This window comes from Bradyrhizobium manausense (assembly GCF_018131105.1).
GTDB classification, from domain to species: domain Bacteria; phylum Pseudomonadota; class Alphaproteobacteria; order Rhizobiales; family Xanthobacteraceae; genus Bradyrhizobium; species Bradyrhizobium manausense_B.
Genome location: NZ_JAFCJI010000002.1, coordinates 1,092,937 through 1,110,991, shown reverse-complemented (window position 1 = coordinate 1,110,991; position 18,055 = coordinate 1,092,937). Strand labels below are relative to the sequence as shown.

At 63.3% G+C, this 18,055-nt stretch carries 12 protein-coding genes; 8 read left to right on the top strand and 4 right to left on the bottom strand.

Translation table 11 applies throughout. The annotated features are described in order from the left end of the window. Positions 1 to 77: 77 nt before the first annotated feature. Both metH and metF read right to left on the bottom strand, forming a co-directional pair. Positions 78 to 3,926, bottom strand: a complete 3,849-nt coding sequence (metH, locus tag JQ631_RS25525; RefSeq protein ID WP_212330663.1) for a methionine synthase — start codon at positions 3,924 to 3,926, stop codon at positions 78 to 80. Between the two features lie 6 nt (positions 3,927 to 3,932). Next, positions 3,933 to 4,859, bottom strand: a complete 927-nt coding sequence (gene metF / locus JQ631_RS25520) for a methylenetetrahydrofolate reductase [NAD(P)H] (RefSeq protein WP_212330660.1) — start codon at positions 4,857 to 4,859, stop codon at positions 3,933 to 3,935. 396 nt (positions 4,860 to 5,255) lie between these two features. On the opposite strand from metF, the gene JQ631_RS25515 reads away from it, so the two are divergent. Next, positions 5,256 to 6,272 (top strand): LLM class flavin-dependent oxidoreductase, encoded by a 1,017-nt coding sequence (locus JQ631_RS25515; protein ID WP_212330656.1) that lies wholly within the window; start codon positions 5,256 to 5,258, stop codon positions 6,270 to 6,272. Between the two features lie 124 nt (positions 6,273 to 6,396). On the opposite strand, the gene JQ631_RS25510 is transcribed toward JQ631_RS25515, so the two are convergent. Beyond that, entirely contained in the window at positions 6,397 to 7,257 is an 861-nt protein-coding gene (locus tag JQ631_RS25510; protein ID WP_212330653.1) for a prephenate dehydratase, read from the bottom strand. A 21-nt stretch (positions 7,258 to 7,278) separates the two neighbouring features. Continuing rightward, positions 7,279 to 8,019 (bottom strand): 3-deoxy-manno-octulosonate cytidylyltransferase, encoded by a 741-nt coding sequence (locus JQ631_RS25505; protein ID WP_212330650.1) that lies wholly within the window; start codon positions 8,017 to 8,019, stop codon positions 7,279 to 7,281. Positions 8,020 to 8,238: 219 nt separating this feature from the next. On the opposite strand from JQ631_RS25505, the gene JQ631_RS25500 reads away from it, so the two are divergent. From JQ631_RS25500 to JQ631_RS25470, 7 genes are all read left to right on the top strand, one after another. Next, positions 8,239 to 8,793: a c-type cytochrome gene (locus JQ631_RS25500; protein WP_212330647.1), complete on the top strand. Its 555-nt coding sequence runs from the start codon at positions 8,239 to 8,241 to the stop codon at positions 8,791 to 8,793. Between the two features lie 211 nt (positions 8,794 to 9,004). Beyond that, positions 9,005 to 10,906, top strand: a complete 1,902-nt coding sequence (locus JQ631_RS25495) for an ABC transporter substrate-binding protein (RefSeq protein ID WP_212330644.1) — start codon at positions 9,005 to 9,007, stop codon at positions 10,904 to 10,906. A gap of 14 nt (positions 10,907 to 10,920) precedes the next feature. Next, positions 10,921 to 12,792 (top strand): extracellular solute-binding protein, encoded by a 1,872-nt coding sequence (locus JQ631_RS25490; protein ID WP_212330641.1) that lies wholly within the window; start codon positions 10,921 to 10,923, stop codon positions 12,790 to 12,792. Between the two features lie 2 nt (positions 12,793 to 12,794). Further along, entirely contained in the window at positions 12,795 to 13,904 is a 1,110-nt protein-coding gene (locus JQ631_RS25485; protein WP_212330639.1) for a microcin C ABC transporter permease YejB, read from the top strand. After that, positions 13,904 to 15,082: an ABC transporter permease gene (locus JQ631_RS25480; protein ID WP_212330636.1), complete on the top strand. Its 1,179-nt coding sequence runs from the start codon at positions 13,904 to 13,906 to the stop codon at positions 15,080 to 15,082. Before JQ631_RS25485 ends, JQ631_RS25480 begins: the two co-directional genes overlap by 1 nt. A gap of 7 nt (positions 15,083 to 15,089) precedes the next feature. Further along, the gene (locus JQ631_RS25475) at positions 15,090 to 16,727 is read left to right on the top strand and encodes an ABC transporter ATP-binding protein (protein ID WP_212330633.1); all 1,638 of its coding nucleotides are present in this window, start codon (positions 15,090 to 15,092) and stop codon (positions 16,725 to 16,727) included. A gap of 215 nt (positions 16,728 to 16,942) precedes the next feature. Next, positions 16,943 to 17,857 carry a dienelactone hydrolase family protein gene (locus JQ631_RS25470; protein ID WP_212330630.1) on the top strand — a complete coding sequence of 305 codons (915 nt, stop codon included), beginning with the start codon at positions 16,943 to 16,945 and terminating at the stop codon, positions 17,855 to 17,857. The last annotated feature ends 198 nt before the right edge of the window (positions 17,858 to 18,055 follow it).

The window sequence follows — 18,055 nt, the reverse complement described above, 5'->3', positions numbered from 1 at the left end:
TTTTCGGTAAGGCCGAAAAAACATCGACCCCAGCCCTACTGTGCATGGGGTTGTTTTCGCGTTTACCGTTCGGGCGCCTAGCCGGCCCCCGCGCGCTTCTTCTGCCAGACCAGGTGCACCGCGCAGGTGCAGCCCGGCGGATGCGAGGCGAGATCCTTCGAACTCTCGTCGTTCGCAGGTGTCGCGGCAAAGGCCTTGTCGGCCTGTTGCGACGGAATGTAGTTCAGCACCGGCGCGAGCCAGCGCTCGGTCTCGGCCACACTCATGCCCTTGCGCGCGGCGTAGTCCTCGACCTGGTCGCGCTCGATCTTGCCGACGCCGAAATAATAGCTCTCGGGGTTCGCGAAATAGAGCCCTGATACGGACGAGCCCGGCCACATCGCAAAGCTCTCGGTCAGCTTCACGCCGGCCGTGTTCTCCGCGTCGAGCAGCTCGAACAATGTCGCCTTCTCGGTGTGATCGGGCTGGGCCGGATAGCCGGGCGCGGGGCGAATGCCCTGGTATTTCTCCAGGATCATCTCGTCGTTGGAAAGGTTCTCGTCCGGCGCGTAAGCCCAGAACTCGCGGCGCACGCGGGCATGCATGCGCTCGGCAAAGGCTTCCGCGAGACGATCGGCCAGCGCCTTGCACAGGATCGAGGAGTAGTCGTCGTTCGCCATCTTGAAGCGGTCGGCGACGGCGTCCTCGCCGATGCCGGCGGTGACGACGAAGCCGCCGACATAATCGGGCACGCCCGCGGGCGCGACGAAGTCGGCGAGCGCGGCGTTGAACCGGCCCTCGCGCTTCTCGAGCTGCTGGCGCAGCGTGTGCAGCGTTGCAATCTGCTTGGTGCGGCTCTCGTCGGCATAGAGCACGATGTCGTCGCCCTGCGCGTTCGCCGGCCAGAAGCCGACGGTGGCGCGCGCCCGGAACCATTTCTCCTTGACGATGGTGTCGAGCATCTTGCGCGCGTCGTCATACAGCGAGCGTGCGACCTCGCCGACCTTGTCGTCCTTGAGAATGGCGGGGAAGCGGCCGGCGAGCTCCCAGGTCTGGAAGAACGGCGTCCAGTCGATATAGGGCACGAGCTCGGCGAGGTCGTATTCGTCGAAGCTCTTGGTGCCGAGGAAGGTCGGCTTCACCGGCCTGTTCGCGGCGAAGTCGACCGGCACGCGGTTCTTGCGTGCAGCCTCCAGCTTCAACCGCTTCTTGTCGGCCTGCGCGCGCATATGCGCGTCCGAGATCTTGGCGTATTCGGCGCGCACTTCGGCGGCATAGGCATCGCGCTTCTCGGGGCTGAGCAGCGAGGAGGCGACGCCAACGGCGCGGCTGGCGTCGTTGACATGCACGACGGGACCGGCGCGATAGCTCGGGTCGATCTTCACCGCCGTGTGCACGCGGCTCGTGGTGGCGCCGCCGATCAGCAGCGGCAGCTTGAGGCCTTCGCGCTGGAGTTCACCGGCGAAGAACGCCATCTCGTCGAGCGAAGGCGTGATCAGGCCGGAGAGCCCGACGATGTCGGCTTTCTCCGCCTTCACGATCTCGACGATCTTGGACGCCGGCACCATCACGCCGAGGTCGATCACCTCGTAATTGTTGCACTGGAGCACGATGCCGACGATGTTCTTGCCGATGTCGTGGACGTCGCCCTTGACGGTCGCGAGCACGATCTTGCCGGCCGACGAAGTGGCGCCGCTCTCGACACCGTTGGCGGCGTTGCGGGCCTTTTCCTCTTCCATGAACGGCATCAGCCAGGCCACCGCCTGCTTCATCACGCGCGCCGACTTCACCACCTGCGGCAGGAACATCTTGCCGTCGCCGAAGAGGTCGCCGACCACGTTCATGCCGGCCATCAGCGGGCCCTCGATCACGTCGAGCGGGCGCGACGACGCCTTGCGAGCCTCTTCGGTGTCCTGCTCGATGAACTCGGTGATGCCATGCACCAGCGAATGCGACAGGCGTTTCTCCACCGGCCATTCGCGCCACGCGAGATCGGCTTCCTTGGCTTCCGTCTTCTTGCCGCGGAATTTCTCGGCCAGCGCCAGCAGGCGCTCGGACGCGCCCGGATCGCGGTTGAGGATGACGTCCTCGCAGGTCTGGCGCAATTCAGGGTCGATGTCGTCATAGACGATCATCTGCCCGGCATTGACGATGCCCATGTCCATGCCGGCCTTGATGGCATGATACAGGAACACCGAGTGCATGGCCTCGCGCACCGGCTCGTTGCCGCGGAACGAGAACGACAGGTTCGACACGCCGCCGGAGATGTGCGCGCCCGGCAGGTTCTTGCGGATCCAGCGCGTTGCCTCGATGAAATCGACGCCGTAATTGTTGTGCTCCTCGATGCCGGTCGCGATCGCAAAGATATTCGGATCGAAGATGATGTCTTCAGGCGCGAAGCCGACGCGGTTGACCAGGATGTCGTAGGCGCGCTTGCAGATTTCGGTCTTGCGGGCGAACGTGTCGGCCTGGCCGACCTCGTCGAACGCCATCACCACGACGGCCGCGCCGTGACGGCGGGCGATCTTGGCCTCGTGGATGAACTTCTCCTCGCCTTCCTTCATCGAGATCGAGTTGACGACCGGCTTGCCTTGCACGCATTTCAGGCCGGCCTCGATCACCGAGAATTTCGAGGAGTCAACCATCACGGGGACGCGGGCGATGTCGGGCTCCGCGGCGACGAGATTGAGGAAGGTCACCATCGCCGCTTCGGAGTCGAGCAGGCCCTCGTCCATGTTGACGTCGATGATCTGCGCGCCGTTCTCGACCTGGTCGCGTGCGACCTGCAGCGCGGCGGTATAGTCGCCGGCGGTGATGAGCTTGCGGAAACGGGCCGATCCCGTGACGTTGGTGCGCTCGCCGACATTCACGAACGGAATCGCATCGGTCAGCACGAAGGGCTCGAGGCCGGAGAGCCGAAGCTTTGGCGCGATGTCAGGCACAATGCGCGGCTTGTGCGGGGCCACCGCAGCAGCGATCGCCGCGATATGGTCCGGCGTGGTGCCGCAACAGCCGCCGACGATGTTGACGAGGCCGTCGCGGGCGAACTCGCCGACCAGGCGCGCCATGTATTCCGGTGTCTCGTCATACTGGCCGAATTCGTTGGGCAGGCCGGCATTGGGGTAGGCGCAAACCAGCGTATCGGCGACGCGGCCGATATCGGCGATGTGGGCGCGCAGATCTTCCGCGCCGAGCGCGCAGTTGAAGCCGATGGTGACGGGCTTGGCGTGCCGCACCGAATTCCAGAACGCTTCCGGCATCTGGCCGGAAAGCAGGCGGCCGGATTTGTCGGTGATGGTGCCCGACACCATCACAGGCATGTCGATGCCGAGTTCTTCGCTAATCTCGGCGATGGCGTAGAGCGCTGCCTTGGCATTCAGCGTGTCGAAGATGGTCTCGACCAGCAGCAAATCGACGCCGCCCTCGATCAGGCCGCGGATCTGCTCGCCATAGGACTTTCGCAGGTCGTCGAAGGTGACGGCGCGGTAGCCGGGATTGGCCACGTCAGGCGAGATCGAGGCCGTGCGGTTGGTCGGGCCGATGGCACCCGCGACGAAGCGCGGCTTGCCGTCTTCGACGGCGACGCGCTTGGCGGCATTGCCGGCGAGGCGGGCGCCTTCGCGCGCCATTTCGTAGACGATGCCGGTGAGATCGTAATCGGCCTGCGCGATCGAGGTCGTGGAGAAGGTGTTGGTCGCGACGATGTCGGCCCCGGCGCGCAAATAGGCCGCGTGGATGTCCTCGATCGCCTGCGGCTGGGTCAGGATCAAGAGATCGTTGTTGCCGCGCAGGTCGCGATGAAAATCCTTGAAACGCTCACCGCGGAAGGCAGCCTCGTCGAACTGGAGGTTCTGGATCATCGTGCCCATCGCGCCGTCGAGCACGAGGATGCGCTCGCGCGCGGCGTTGATGAGGGCGGTTCGCTTGGGCGAAGTGGATACGGTCATTGTGCTTTACGCCGCCTTCTGCGCGCTGTTGGCGCGAATGCCGAGCAAATGGCTGATCGCGAACACGAGATCGGCGCGGTTCATGGTGTAGAAATGGAAGGTGTCGACGCCGTGCTTCGCGAGCTTCTGCACCTGGCCGGCCGCGACGGTCGCCGCCACCAGCTTGCGGGTCTCGGCGTCGTCATCGAGGCCTTCGAATTTCGCGGCAAACCAGTCCGGCACGGTGGTGCCGGCGCGGGTGACGAAATTGCGGGCCTGCTTGAAATTGTGCATGGGCATGATGCCGGGCACGATCGGGATGTTGATGCCGCGGGCGCGGACGCGGTCGAGATAGCGGAAGTACAGATCGTTATCGAAGAACACCTGGGTGATCGCACGCGTCGCGCCCGCGTCGACCTTGGCCTTGAGCGTGTCGATGTCGGCGTCGAAGTCGCGGGCTTCGGGATGCTTCTCGGGATAGGCCGATACGCTCACCTCGATGTCCGCGTGCCGCTTCTTGATCCCCGCGACGAGCGCGTCGGAGGTCTGATAGCCGTCGGGATGGCTCGCATAGGGCGTGCCGATGCCGCCGGCGGGATCGCCGCGCAGGCCGACGATGTGGCGGACGCCGACCTCGTGATAGCGGTCGACGATCTCGTCGATCTCGCCGCGCGAGGCCCCGACGCAGGTCAGATGCGCGGCCGGCAGCAGCGCGGTCTCCTTCAGGATGCGGGAGATGGTCGAATGAGTGCGCTCACGGGTCGAGCCGCCGGCGCCATAGGTCACCGAGACGAATTTGGGGTCGAGCGGGGCGAGGCGGTTGATGGTTTCCCAGAGATTCCGCTCCATATCTTCGGTCTTGGGCGGAAAGAACTCGAAGGAAATCGCAGGCCGCTTGGTGGCGAGGTGCCCGTCTTGCCTGTCATTGTGGGCAGGCGTCGTCGTCTCGGTCATGGCACCACTCACTCAAAGGGCTCGCCAGGGGTCTGGCGGCCGGCGGTCCTATCTTGGGAGACCGTAAGATAGGGCAAAGGCGGATTGCTCGACAGCCCATCGGAGATGGGAAGTCGCCCACTTCGCGCGGAAATCCCTTAGATATTGCGGTGCAGAGGATCTGAGTGGGATCCTTCTAAATATGAGATATTATACCTTAATTTCAATGGTATATTCCGTTTTGAGCGTTGATGGAATATCCTCTTTATGGTGTGGGCAACGTGAGTTTGTCGTTGTCCACGCTTGGCCTGTCCCAACGCTCAACCTTGCCGCCCGCCTGGCCTCTCCACCGACACACGCCAGACCTGCGTTGGCGACCCATTGCCGCCGTGCGGCCCTCTATTAGGTTAGCGCGCCATGATTCCGCTTTCAGTCCTCGACTTATCCGTCGTTACCACAGACACCAGGCCCGCCGCGGCGCTGCGCAACAGCATCGATTTGGCGCGCCATGTCGATGGGCTCGGCTATGTCCGCTACTGGCTTGCCGAGCATCACAACCTCGCCTCGGTCGCGAGCCCCGCGCCTGACGTCATGATTGGGCAGATCGCGGCCGTGACAAAACACATCCGCGTCGGCTCCGGCGGCGTGATGCTGCCCAACCACGCCCCGCTCGTCGTGGCCGAGCGCTTCAAGATGCTGGAGGCGCTGTTTCCTGGCCGCATCGATCTCGGTCTCGGTCGCGCGCCCGGCACCGATGGCGCCACGGCATATGCACTCAGAAGCCGGCTCGACCGTCGCGAGGGCGACGATTTCCTGGAGCGGCTGCACGAGTTGATCCTGTGGCAGACCCGCGAATTCCCGTCAGGCCACCCCTACAACAACGTCGTCGCGATGCCCGACGACACGCCATTGCCACCAATCTGGCTGCTCGGCTCCAGCGACTATTCCTCGGAGCTCGCGGCCCAGGTCGGCATGGGCTTCGCCTTCGCGCATCACTTCGCATCCCACGATGCGATCAATGCGATGATGCATTATCGCGACCATTTCCAGCCCTCGGCCTGGAGCGCGAGTCCTCGCGCCATCCTCGCCGTCGCCGTCATCGCGGCCGACACGGATGAGGAGGCCGAAAAGCTCGCGACGTCGTTCGACCTCAACCGCCTGCGCCGCGACCGCGGCCAATATCTGCCGCTGCCGAGTGTCGAGGAGGCTTCGTCCTATCCCTACACCGATTCCGAGCGCGTCTCGATTGCGCGCAACCGCTCGCGGCTGTTCGTCGGCAATCCGACGACGGTGCAGAAAAAGCTGCAGCCGCTGATCGACGCGAGCAAGCCGGACGAGTTGATGGTGATCACCGCCGTGTACGATCACGAGGCGAGGAAGAAATCCTATTCGCTGCTCGCGGAAGCATTCGGGCTGGCGAAGAGCGCGGCCTAGCTCGTCGTCCCGGCGAAGGCCGGGACCCATACCGCGGAATCTCTCCGGGAGGATTCGGTATCGGAGACCTTTCGTAACAATGCGCAGCGATGGTTATGGGCCCCGGCCTTCGCCGGGGCGACGACTAATCCTGCTGCGTCTCGCTGAATGTCGCACGGAACGGGTGGCCGGGATAGACGCCGACGATGCGGAATTCACGCGAGAAGAATTTCAACTCCTCGATCGCGAACGCAAGGCCCTTGTCGTCGGGGTGGCCGTCGACATCGGCATAAAACTGCGTGGCGAAGAAATTGCCGTCGACCATGTAGCTTTCGAGCTTGGTCATGTTGACGCCGTTGGTGGCAAAGCCGCCGAGCGCCTTGTAGAGCGCCGCAGGCAAATTCCGCACCCGGAAGACAAAAGTGGTGACCAGCGGGCCTGAATTTTGCGCGGCCCATTTCGGCTCGCGCGCCAGCACCACGAAGCGCGTGGTGTTGTGGGCCTCGTCCTCGATGTCCTCGGCGAGGATGTCGAGGCCGTAGATCTGCGCGGCCAGGCGCGAGGCGATCGCGGCGACGGTCTTGTCCTTGCGCTCGGAAATGTCGCGGGCGCTGCCGGCGGTGTCGGCATGGACGATGCCCTTGATGCCGAGCTTGCGGATGACGCGGCGGCACTGGCCGAGCGCATGCACATGGCTCTCGACGGACTTGATGTCGGAAATCTTGGTGCCCTTGATCGCCATCAGTTGATGCCGGACCGGCAAGAACCATTCGCCGATGATGAAGAGGCCCGAGGCCGGCAGCAGATGATGGATGTCGGCGACGCGACCTGCGACCGAGTTCTCGATCGGGATCATGCCGAGATCGGCCTCGCCCGAGGAGATCGCCGAAAGCGCGTCCTCAAAGGTGGCGCAAGGCATCGGCTCTGCGTCGGGAAAGGCCTCGACGATGGCGATATGGGAATTGGCGCCAGGTTCACCCTGGAATGCGATCTTCATCTTGCTCATGACGGGCCTTGTAGCAGCGGCTCAGGATTTGGAAAGGATGCCGCGGGCGGTCTCGAGATCCGCCGGCGTGTCGACCCCGCGGGGCACGGTATCGACGATGGTGAAATCGATGCGCATCCCGGCCTCGAGGGCCCGGAGTTGCTCGAGCTTCTCCTGCACTTCCAGCGGCGAGGGCGGCAAGGAGACGTAGCGCTCCAGCGCGGCGCGGCGATAGGCGTACAGGCCGATATGGTGGTAGCGCGGTCCGTCGCCGGTCGGCGCCGTGGCGCGCGTGAAATAAAGTGCGCGCATGCGCCTGCCGCCGAGCGAGGTTCCAATCGCCTTCACGACGCTCGGGGCGAGGTCCTCTTCCACGGTGTGGATCTGCGAGGCGAGCGTGGCGATGTCCACGGCCGGGTCTCCCAGCGGCGGCAGCACTTCGCGGATGTTGTCGATCGTGATGGTCGGGAAATCGCCCTGGAGGTTGACCACGATCTCGGCTTTGCCGTCCGGATCGAGCTTCTGCATGGCCTCGTGGATGCGGTCCGAGCCGGAGGGGTGTGTGGGGCTGGTCATCACGGCTTCGCCGCCATGGGCGGTCACGACCGATGCGATCTCCGAGGTGTCGGTTGCCACCGCGACCCGGCCGATGCCGGCGGCTACGGCTCGCCGCATCACATGCACGATCATCGGCAGGCCCGCGATATCGGCGAGCGGCTTGCCAGGCAGGCGAGTGGCCGCCATGCGGGCCGGGATCAGCACCAGAATGCGGGGATCGGTCATCGGTTCAAGAGCCTGAAAACGGGGCGTTTTCCGCACCGGGAAATGGGGTGGGGATGGGCTGAAAGCCGCATCGCTTATACGGGTTGCCAGACCCCGGGCAAACCGATATCTGAATGGCAAAACTCGGGGGAAAGACAGGGAACGTGTGATTCTCCCGAGGCTCGTCCTGGCGGCTATTGAGCCGCTTGTTCCTTCTTGCGGTGTGGGGCCTGGCCGGAAATGGACTCTTTCGAACTCAACAAGATTCTCGGTGCCGTGCTCGGTACCTGTCTCATTCTGCTGGTGACGAGCTTCACCGCGAACGCGCTGTTCTCGCCCAAGATGCCGGAAAAACCGGGCTTCGAGATCGCCGTGAAGGAAGTCGCTGGTGACAAGGAAGGTGGTGCGGCCGCCGCAGCGCCCTCCGAGCCGATCGAAAAGCTGCTCCAGACCGCTTCCGTCGAGAAGGGCGCCTCCGCCGCCAAGAAGTGCGGCGCCTGCCACACCTTTGAAAAGGGCGGCCCGAATCGCGTCGGCCCGAACCTCTACGGCATCGTTGACGACCACCGCGGCGAAGGCCGCAACGGCTTCAACTTCTCGGCGGCGATGAAGGCCAAGGGCGGTACCTGGACCATCGACGACCTCAACAAGTTCATTGCCAATCCGAAGGGCTTCATTCCCGGCACCGCGATGGGCTTCGCCGGCATCCCGAAGGACTCAGAGCGCGCCGACGTCATCGCCTATCTGAACACCCTCTCCGACAGCCCGAAGCCGCTCCCGACTGCGGCGAAATAAAGCTCTTCGGTCTCGATCTTGGATGTACGGCCAGGCCTCAAAGCCTGGCCGTTTCCATGTCCGGGCCTCGCGGCGATGTTATCGGGGCGTTTGGCCGCATCTGATCGGCCGGCCGGTCTTCCAAGATGAGGAAAAAGCAACATATTCCGTCGAAACCTCGCCTATATTGGGAACTTAAAGGAGTAGCCTCCTTCAAGACAGGGATGTTGATTTGGCCATTACCCGACGCGATCTCCTGCTCACCGGCGCGGCCGTCGCTGCGCTTCCCGCCCTCGGCTCCGCGGCGGGGGTTCCCGTCGTCGGCACGGCAGAAGCGCAATCGGCCGGTGAGTTGCCCTGGCGCCATGCGCTGTCGCTGTTCGGAAAGGTCAAATATCCGGCCGACTTCAAGCGTTTCGACTACGTCAATCCGGAGGCGCCCAAGGGCGGTGCCGCGCGCCAGATCGCCGTCGGCACCTTCGATAATTTCAACATCGTCGTCTCCGGCGTGAAGGGGCAGGTCGCCGGCGCGGTTGCGTTCATCTACGAATCGCTCACGACGCCCGCGCTCGACGAAGTTTCGACCGAGTACGGCGCTCTCGCCGAGGCCGTCAGCCATCCCGACGATTTTTCCTACGTCACCTATCGTTTGCGGCCGGAGGCCAAATGGCACGATGGCAAGCCGGTCACCGCGGATGACGTGATCTTCTCGCTCGATGCCTTCAAGAAGCATCATCCGATGTACTCGGCCTATTACAGCCATGTGGTGAAGGCCGAGAAGGTCGGCGAGCGCGAGGTGAAGTTCGTGTTCGATGCGCCTGGTAATCGCGAACTGCCGCAGATCGTGGGGCAGCTCACGGTTCTGCCGAAGCATTGGTGGGAGGGAACCGATGCGCAGGGGCGCAAGCGCGATGTCTCCGCCACCACGCTCGAAGTGCCGCTCGGTTCGGGCCCCTACCGGGTCAAGGAATTCGTTGCCGGACGCTCGATCACGCTGGAGCGGGTCAAGGATTATTGGGGACGCGACTTCGCCACCAATGTGGGCCGCAATAATTTCGACGAGCTCCGCTACGAATATTTCCGCGACGCCACCGTGGCGATCGAGGCCTTCAAGGCCGATCAGGTCGATTGGCGTACCGAGAACAGCGCGAAGAATTGGGCGACGGCCTATGACTTCCCGGCCGTGACCGAAAAGCGCGTGATCCTCGAGGAATTCGCCAATCGCAGCTCGGGCGTCATGCAGGCGTTCGTGCCGAACCTGCGCCGCGCCAAGTTCAGCGATCCCCGCGTGCGTCGTGCGCTCAACTTCGCGTTCGACTACGAGGAGATGAACAAGCAGCTCTTTTACGGTCAGTACAAGCGCGTCAGCAGCTATTTCGATGGTCTCGACGAGCTCATGGCTACCGGATTGCCGCAGGGAAAAGAGCTCGAAATTCTCCAGACCGTCCGCGCGGAAGTCCCGCCCGAAGTCTTCACGACGGCCTATGCCAATCCGGTCGGCGGCAGTCCCGAAGCAGTGCGTGACAATTTGCGCGAGGCGCTGCGCCTGTTCAAGGAAGCGGGCTACGAGGTACGCGACCGCAAGCTGGTCGACGTCAAGACCGGTACCCAGTTTGCCCTGGAATTGCTGAACCAGGATCCGAGCTTCGAACGGGTCACGCTGTTCTACAAGCCGTCGCTGGAGCGGCTCGGCATTGCCGTCAGCGTACGGACGGTCGACCCGACCCAATACGAGAACAGGACTCGCGATTGGGACTTCGACATCGTCACCAACTCGTGGGGCGAGTCGCAGTCGCCGGGCAACGAGCAGCGCGAGTTCTGGTCGTCCAAGTCGGCCGATGTCGCCGGCTCGCGCAATATTGGCGGCATCAAGAATCCGGCGATCGACAAGCTGATCGAGCGGCTGATCTACGCCAAGGACCGCGATGATCTCGTCGCGGCGACCAAGGCGCTCGACCGCGTTCTGCTGTGGAATCACTACGTCGTGCCGCAGTGGACCTATACGAAGGTGCGCACCGCGCGCTGGGACCGCTTCGGCCGGCCGACGGAATTGCCCAAATACGGGCAGTCCGGCTTCCCGTTCGTCTGGTGGTACGACGCGGACAAGGCGGCACGGATCGCAAAGAAGTCGTGAAGGACATGTCCCGCATGGCGCAGCTTTCACGCCGGCATGTGCTGGTCCTCGGTGTCGGCGGTGCATTCAGCGCGGCCGCACTCCGCGGCGTCGCGGCGTCCGAGGGGCCCACCGAGGCCCACGGCATTTCGGCGTTCGGCGACCTCAAATACTCCGCTGATTTCCACCATTTCGGTTACGTCAATCCCGGTGCGCCCAAAGGCGGAGCGTTCTCGCTGATTCCGTCGGTGCGGGCCTACAACCAATCCTATTTTACGTTCTCCTCGCTCAACGCCTACATCATGAAGGGCGAAGGCGCGCAGGGCATGGACATGACATTCGCCGCATTGATGGCGCGCGCCAACGACGAACCCGACGCCATGTACGGGCTTGCCGCGAAGTCGGTCCAGATTTCGCCGGACAAGCTGACCTACACCTTCGCGATGCGATCCGAAGCCCGTTTCCACGACGGCTCGAAGCTCACGGCTCATGACGTCGCCTTCTCGCTCAACACGCTGAAGGAGAAAGGGCATCCGCTAATCGTGGTGCAGCTGCGCGATTTCGTGAAGGCCGAGGCAGCCGACGACGCCACCGTAGCCGTCACCTTCGCGCCCAACCGCGCGCGCGACGTGCCGCTCTATGTCGCCAGCCTGCCGATCTTCTCGAAGGCGTATTACGCCACGCGCGCCTTCGATGAATCGACGCTCGATACGCCGCTGGGCTCCGGCCCGTACAAGGTCGGCCGGTTCGAGGTCAACCGCTACATCGAATACGATCGCGTCGGAGACTGGTGGGGTGCCGATCTGCCTGTCTGCCGAGGCAGCTACAATTTCGACACGGTGCGCTACGAATTCTACCGCGACCGCGACGTGGCGTTTGAAGGCTTCACCGGCAAGAACTATCTGTTCCGCGAGGAGCTCACGTCGCGCATCTGGGCCACGCGTTACGATTTCCCGGCGGTGAAGGACGGTCGCGTCAAGCAGGAGCAGCTGCCGGACGAGACCCCCTCGGGCGCGCAGGGCTGGTTCATCAACATGCGCCGCGACAAGTTCCGGGATTCGCGCGTGCGCGAGGCGCTGATCTACGCTTTCGATTTCGAGTGGACCAACAAGTCGATCATGTATGGCGCCTATGCGCGCACGCGCTCGCCGTTCCAGAACTCCGACATGATGGTGTCAGGCCCGCCTTCGCCCGAGGAGCTTGCGCTGCTGGAGCCCTTCCGCGGCAAAGTGCCCGACGAAGTGTTCGGTCAGCCTTTCGTGCCGCCGGTGTCGGACGGCTCGGGACAGGACCGTGCTCTGCTGCGCAAGGCGAGCGAGCTGCTCAGCGAAGCCGGCTACCTCGTCAAGGACCGCAAGCGGGTTCTGCCCAATGGCGAGCCGTTCACGATCGAGTTCCTGAACGACGAGCAGTCGATCCAGCCGCATCACGGACCGTACCTGAAGAACCTCGCAACGCTCGGCATCGACGCCACGTTCCGCCTGGTGGATGCCGTGCAATATCGGGCGCGACTCGAGGATTTCGATTTCGACATGACGATCGAACGCTTCTCGATGTCGGCGACGCCGGGCGATGCCATGCGGGCGTTCTTCTCGTCGCAGGCGGCCAAGACCAAAGGCTCGTACAATCTCGCCGGCATTTCCGATCCGGTGATCGACGCCTTGATCGACAAGATCATCGCTGCACAGACCCGCACCGAACTGACCACCGCGTGCAGGGCGTTCGACCGCGTGTTCCGGGCCGGGCGCTATTGGGTGCCGCAATGGTATGCGAATTTCCATCGCGTCGCCTATTGGGACCAGTTCAGTCATCCCGACAAGCCGCCGAAATATGCCCAAGGCGTCGGGGCGCCTGAGAACTGGTGGTTCGACACGGCGAAGGCGGCCAAGCTCGAGCAGGCGAAGTAATCATGAGCGCCTATATCGCCCGCCGCATTCTCCTGATGATTCCGACGCTGCTCGGAATCATGTTCGTCTCTTTCGTCGTCGTGCAGTTCGCGCCGGGTGGCCCGGTCGAGCGCGTGATCGCGCAATTGTCGGGCGCCGACACCGGCGGGACCTCGCGCATTTCGGGCGGTGGCGACTTTGCGCAGCGTGCGCCGGGGCAGCTGGGGGCCGGCGGCGACGCCATCAACTCGAAATATCGTGGCGCGCAGGGTCTCGACCCTGATTTCATCAAGAAACTGGAGAAGCAATTCGGCTTCGACAAGCCGGCGCCGGAGCGCTTCGCGCTGATGGTGTGGAATTTCGCCCGCTTCGATTTCGGCAACAGCTATTTTCGCGACGTCAGCGTGATCCAGCTGGTCAAGGAAAAGCTGCCGGTCTCGATTTCGCTTGGCATCTGGCTGACGCTCCTGACCTACCTGATCTCGATTCCGCTCGGTATCCGCAAGGCGGTGAAGGACGGCGCGCGCTTCGACACATGGACGTCGAGCGTGCTCGTGCTCGGCTATGCCATTCCAGGCTTCCTGTTCGCGATCCTCCTCATCATCCTGTTTGCCGGCGGCTCGTTCTTCAACTGGTTCCCGCTGCGCGGATTGACGTCGGACGGCTGGTCGCAATTTCCCTGGTACTGGAAGATCATCGATTATTTCTGGCATTTGACCCTGCCGTTGATCGCCATGGGGTTAGGTGCGTTCACCACCATGACGTTCCTGACCAAGAACTCGTTTCTCGACGAGATCCGCAAGCAATACGTGATGACCGCCCGCGCGAAGGGCTGCAGCGAGAACCGGGTGCTTTACGGCCACGTCTTCCGCAATGCGATGCTGATCGTCATCGCGGGCTTTCCCTCAACCTTCATTCACGCCTTCTTCTCGGGCTCCCTTCTGATCGAGACGATCTTCTCGCTGGACGGGCTCGGACTGCTCAGTTTCGAGAGCGTTCTCAACCGTGACTACCCTGTTGTCTTCGGCACACTCTTTATCTTTTCGCTCGTGGGCCTCGTGGTCAATCTGATCTCCGACCTGGCCTATATGTGGGTCGATCCGCGGATCGATTTCGAGGCGCGGGAGGTCTGATGACGCTGACCGCTCCGACTCCGATCGAAACCACCGCGAAATCGCCGCTCGGTGACGCCGTGCCGATCACGCGCAAGCCGTTCGCGCCGTCGCCGCTCAACCGGCGCCGCTGGCAGAATTTCAAGGCGAACCGGCGCGGCTATTGGTCGTTCTGGATCTTCATGATCCTGTTCGTCGTGTCGCTGTTCGCCGAGCTGATCGCCAATGACCGGCCGTTCATGGTCAAATATGACGGTCATCTCTACTGGCCGGCTTTCGTCACCTATTCCGAGACCACGTTCGGCGGCGACTTCGAGACGGCCGCGGATTACCGCGATCCCTATTTGCAAAAGCTGATCAAGGACAAGGGCGGCAGCATCGTCTGGCCGCTGATCCGCTACTCCTACGACACCCACAATCTCGATTTGCCGACGCCGGCGCCGTCGCCGCCGACCTGGATGCTGACGGAGGCGCAGTGCAAGCCCGTCGTCGAGAAGAAGGGTCTCAAAAGCTGCCGTGATCTCGAATACAACTGGCTCGGCACCGACGACCAGGGCCGCGACGTGGTGGCGCGGCTGATCTACGGCTTCCGCATCTCCGTGCTGTTCGGCCTGTGCCTCACCATTGTTTCGTCCGTGGTCGGCATCGCGGCCGGCGCGGTGCAGGGCTATTTCGGCGGCTGGGTCGACCTGCTGTTCCAGCGTTTCATCGAGATATGGACCGCGATCCCCTCGCTCTATCTGTTGCTGATCCTGTCGTCGGTGCTCGTGCCCGGCTTCTTCGTGCTGCTCGGCATCCTGCTGCTGTTTTCCTGGGTGTCGCTGGTCGGGCTCGTGCGCGCGGAGTTTCTGCGCGGGCGCAATTTCGAGTACATCCAGGCGGCGCGCGCGCTCGGCGTGTCGAACGCCACGATCATGTTCAAGCATTTGCTGCCGAATGCGATGGTCGCGACCATGACGTTCCTGCCGTTCATCGTCTCTTCGTCGGTCATGACGCTCACGGCTCTCGACTTCCTCGGCTTTGGATTGCCGCCCGGCTCGCCGTCGCTCGGCGAGCTGCTGTCCCAGGGCAAGTCCAACGTGCAGGCGCCCTGGCTCGGCTTCTCGGGCTTCTTCTCGGTCGCGATCATGCTGTCGCTCCTGATCTTCGTCGGCGAAGCCGTGCGCGACGCCTTCGATCCGCGCAAGACCTTCAAGTGAGGGCGTGATGGACGCGATCAACCAGCCATTGCTGGCCGTGCGCAACCTCTCGGTGGCCTTCCACCAGGGCGGCAACACGACGCTTGCGGTCGACAAGGTGTCGTTCCAGATCAAGCGCGGCGAATGCGTGGCGCTGGTCGGCGAGTCCGGCTCCGGCAAGTCGGTCAGCGCGCTCTCGATCCTGAAGCTGCTGCCTTATCCGAGTGCCTCGCATCCCTCGGGCAGCATCCGCTTCAAGGGCCAGGAACTGATCGACCGGACCGAGCAGGAGATGCGGGAGATCCGCGGCAGCGACATCTCCATCATTTTCCAGGAGCCGATGACCTCGCTCAATCCGCTGCACACGATCGAGGCGCAGATCGGCGAGATCATCCAGCTGCACAATCCGACCAGCAATGCGAAGGCGCGCGAGCGGACGCTGGAACTGCTGACGCAGGTCGGCATTCCCGATCCGGAGACGCGGCTCAAGAGTTATCCGCACCAGCTCTCCGGCGGCCAGCGCCAGCGCGTGATGATCGCGATGGCGCTCGCCAACGAACCGGACTTGCTGATCGCGGACGAGCCGACCACGGCGCTCGATGTCACCGTGCAGGCGCAGATCCTGGCTCTGCTCGCCGAGATCCGCGCCCGGCTCGGCATGAGCCTGCTCTTCATCACCCACGATCTCGGCATCGTGCGCCGCATCGCCGACACCGTCTGCGTCATGAAGGGCGGCGAGATCGTCGAGCAGGGGCCGGTCGAACAGGTCTTCAGGACTCCGAAGCATCCCTATACGCGCGATCTGCTCGCGGCCGAGCCCAAGCCGGATCCGGCGCCGCCGCAGCCGGATGCGCCGGTGGTGATGTCGGCTGATGATCTCAAGGTGTGGTTTCCGATCAAGCGCGGCCTGATGCGCAAGACGGTCGGGCACATCAAGGCGGTGGACGGCGTCAGCATTGCCGTACGCAAGGGCGAGACGCTCGGCGTCGTCGGCGAATCCGGTTCGGGCAAGACCACGCTGGGCCTGGCGCTGATGCGGCTGATCTCCTCGAACGGGCGCATCGTGTTCCTGGGCAAGGATATCCAGGGCCTGCGCTTCAAGGAGATGCGCCCCTACCGGCGCGACATGCAGATCGTATTCCAGGATCCGTTCGGCTCGCTCAGTCCGCGCATGTCGGTCGACGACATCATTGCCGAAGGCCTTACCGTGCATCAGCCGAAGCTGTCGCGCGAGGAGCGCGAGGCACGTGTCGTCAAGGCGCTCGAGGATGTCGGGCTGAAGCCGGATACGCGTTATCGCTATCCGCATGAATTCTCCGGCGGCCAGCGCCAGCGCATCAGCATCGCGCGTGCAGTGGTGCTGGAGCCTGATTTCATCGTGCTGGACGAGCCGACCAGCGCGCTCGACATGCTCATTCAGGCGCAGATGGTCGACCTGCTGCGCGAATTGCAGCGCCGGCGCGATCTCACCTACATGTTCATCTCGCACGATTTGCGCGTCGTCGCCTCGCTCGCCAGCCATCTCATCGTGATGCGCGGCGGCAAGGTGGTCGAGGAAGGCCAGGCCGCGGAGCTGTTCAAGAACCCGAAGACGGATTACACCCGCGCGCTGTTCGCGGCGGCATTCCGGCTGGAGACGGCGGGCGACGGGGCGGTCGCGACGTAATTTCTCCGGCTATTCCTGGCGCCCTTCGCAGACGTAACATTCGGCTGTACTTTCAACCAATCGGGTTCTCCGGGTAGGCTATCGAGGGTGTCCAGAGGTGATCGTCGGATGAGACGGCGCGACCAATGACGCTTCGATCTCGACAACAATCTGGACTCGATTTGAGAAATTGCGCGCCACACCATCGCAGGCCGGCCGGATAGAGAAAGGCATCCATGACAATCAGATGGTTCATCCCGCTCGTTGCCGGTGCTGTCCTGGCGTCGTGTCCCGCCGGTGCGCAAGGGGTGCTCGGTATCGCGACGCAGGCAAAAGACCTTATCTTGCCCTCGTCGCCGTCCGTCGCGGCGACCGTCAATGGTTCACGAATGGCTTTGCTGAAGCCCGACGGACCGGGGCCGTTTCCGGCAATCGTTCTGCATCACCAATGCGCGGGCCTCCGGACACTGGACGGAAAACCCAACCGTTCGATGGGTGAGTGGGCAAGAGCCGCGATTCAGCATGGCTATGTGGTCCTGTTGATCGATTCCCTGGATCAACGTGGCGTCGCGTCGGTCTGCGAGGGATCGAAGAACGGGGTCAACTTTCCACGCGGCGTGCGCGACGCGATGCAGGCGGCGGATTACCTGCGAACACTGCCCTACATTGACAAGAAGCGGATAGCCCATGTCGGGTTCTCCTGGGGAGCGATGGTCGCGCTGATCGGCGGCAGCAAGGAGTTGCGTGAGGTCCTGCCCGGCAGCCAAGGCTTTGAAGCTGCCGTTGCACTGTATCCGGGGTGTTTCACGATCAGACCGTCAAACGGAGCGCCGCCGTTCGAGATCGTTCGCAACAGTATCGACCATCCCCTCCTGGTGCTGATGGGAGACAAGGATGTCGAGACGCCGGCGGATGAATGCGTGCGGAAGCTTCAGGCGGCCAAGGAGGCGGGTGCACCCGTTGAATGGTACGTTTTCCGGGATGCCACGCATTGCTGGGACTGCGATCACTTGAACGGGACGTCGCGGACGCGCCGCGGCATCAACATCGTGTACCGCTTCAATCCCGGCATCACGGAGGAGGCGAAGCGGCGCGTCTTCGAGTTTCTGGAGAGAACCTGGGCGGCCGGGCGCACTGCAGTCCGACAGTAGGGCAGGCCATGTCGGCTATCGGCGGCAGGCACGGACGCGTGGCCGTTCTTGCCATGACCCCTGCTTGTGACCCGACTCGGGCTCGGAACTAAACCAGAGATTGCCACTAACAGGGGTCAATTCCGGCTGTTACAATGTCAACAGTTGAACCGGCGAGTAGATATCGCATTGCCTCTCGCTTCATCGACGGAAGCATCG

Excerpts from the sequence above, each read along its gene's own strand:
- JQ631_RS25515 (WP_212330656.1), top strand. The coding sequence starts at position 5,256 with ATGATTCCGCTTTCAGTCCTCGACTTATCCGTCGTTACCACAGACACC.
- metF (WP_212330660.1), bottom strand. The coding sequence starts at position 4,859 with ATGACCGAGACGACGACGCCTGCCCACAATGACAGGCAAGACGGGCAC.
- JQ631_RS25480 (WP_212330636.1), top strand. The coding sequence starts at position 13,904 with ATGACGCTGACCGCTCCGACTCCGATCGAAACCACCGCGAAATCGCCG.
- JQ631_RS25505 (WP_212330650.1), bottom strand. The coding sequence starts at position 8,019 with ATGACCGATCCCCGCATTCTGGTGCTGATCCCGGCCCGCATGGCGGCC.
- JQ631_RS25500 (WP_212330647.1), top strand. The coding sequence starts at position 8,239 with ATGGACTCTTTCGAACTCAACAAGATTCTCGGTGCCGTGCTCGGTACC.
- metH (WP_212330663.1), bottom strand. The coding sequence starts at position 3,926 with ATGACCGTATCCACTTCGCCCAAGCGAACCGCCCTCATCAACGCCGCG.
- JQ631_RS25485 (WP_212330639.1), top strand. The coding sequence starts at position 12,795 with ATGAGCGCCTATATCGCCCGCCGCATTCTCCTGATGATTCCGACGCTG.
- JQ631_RS25475 (WP_212330633.1), top strand. The coding sequence starts at position 15,090 with ATGGACGCGATCAACCAGCCATTGCTGGCCGTGCGCAACCTCTCGGTG.
- JQ631_RS25490 (WP_212330641.1), top strand. The coding sequence starts at position 10,921 with ATGGCGCAGCTTTCACGCCGGCATGTGCTGGTCCTCGGTGTCGGCGGT.
- JQ631_RS25470 (WP_212330630.1), top strand. The coding sequence starts at position 16,943 with ATGACAATCAGATGGTTCATCCCGCTCGTTGCCGGTGCTGTCCTGGCG.
- JQ631_RS25510 (WP_212330653.1), bottom strand. The coding sequence starts at position 7,257 with ATGAGCAAGATGAAGATCGCATTCCAGGGTGAACCTGGCGCCAATTCC.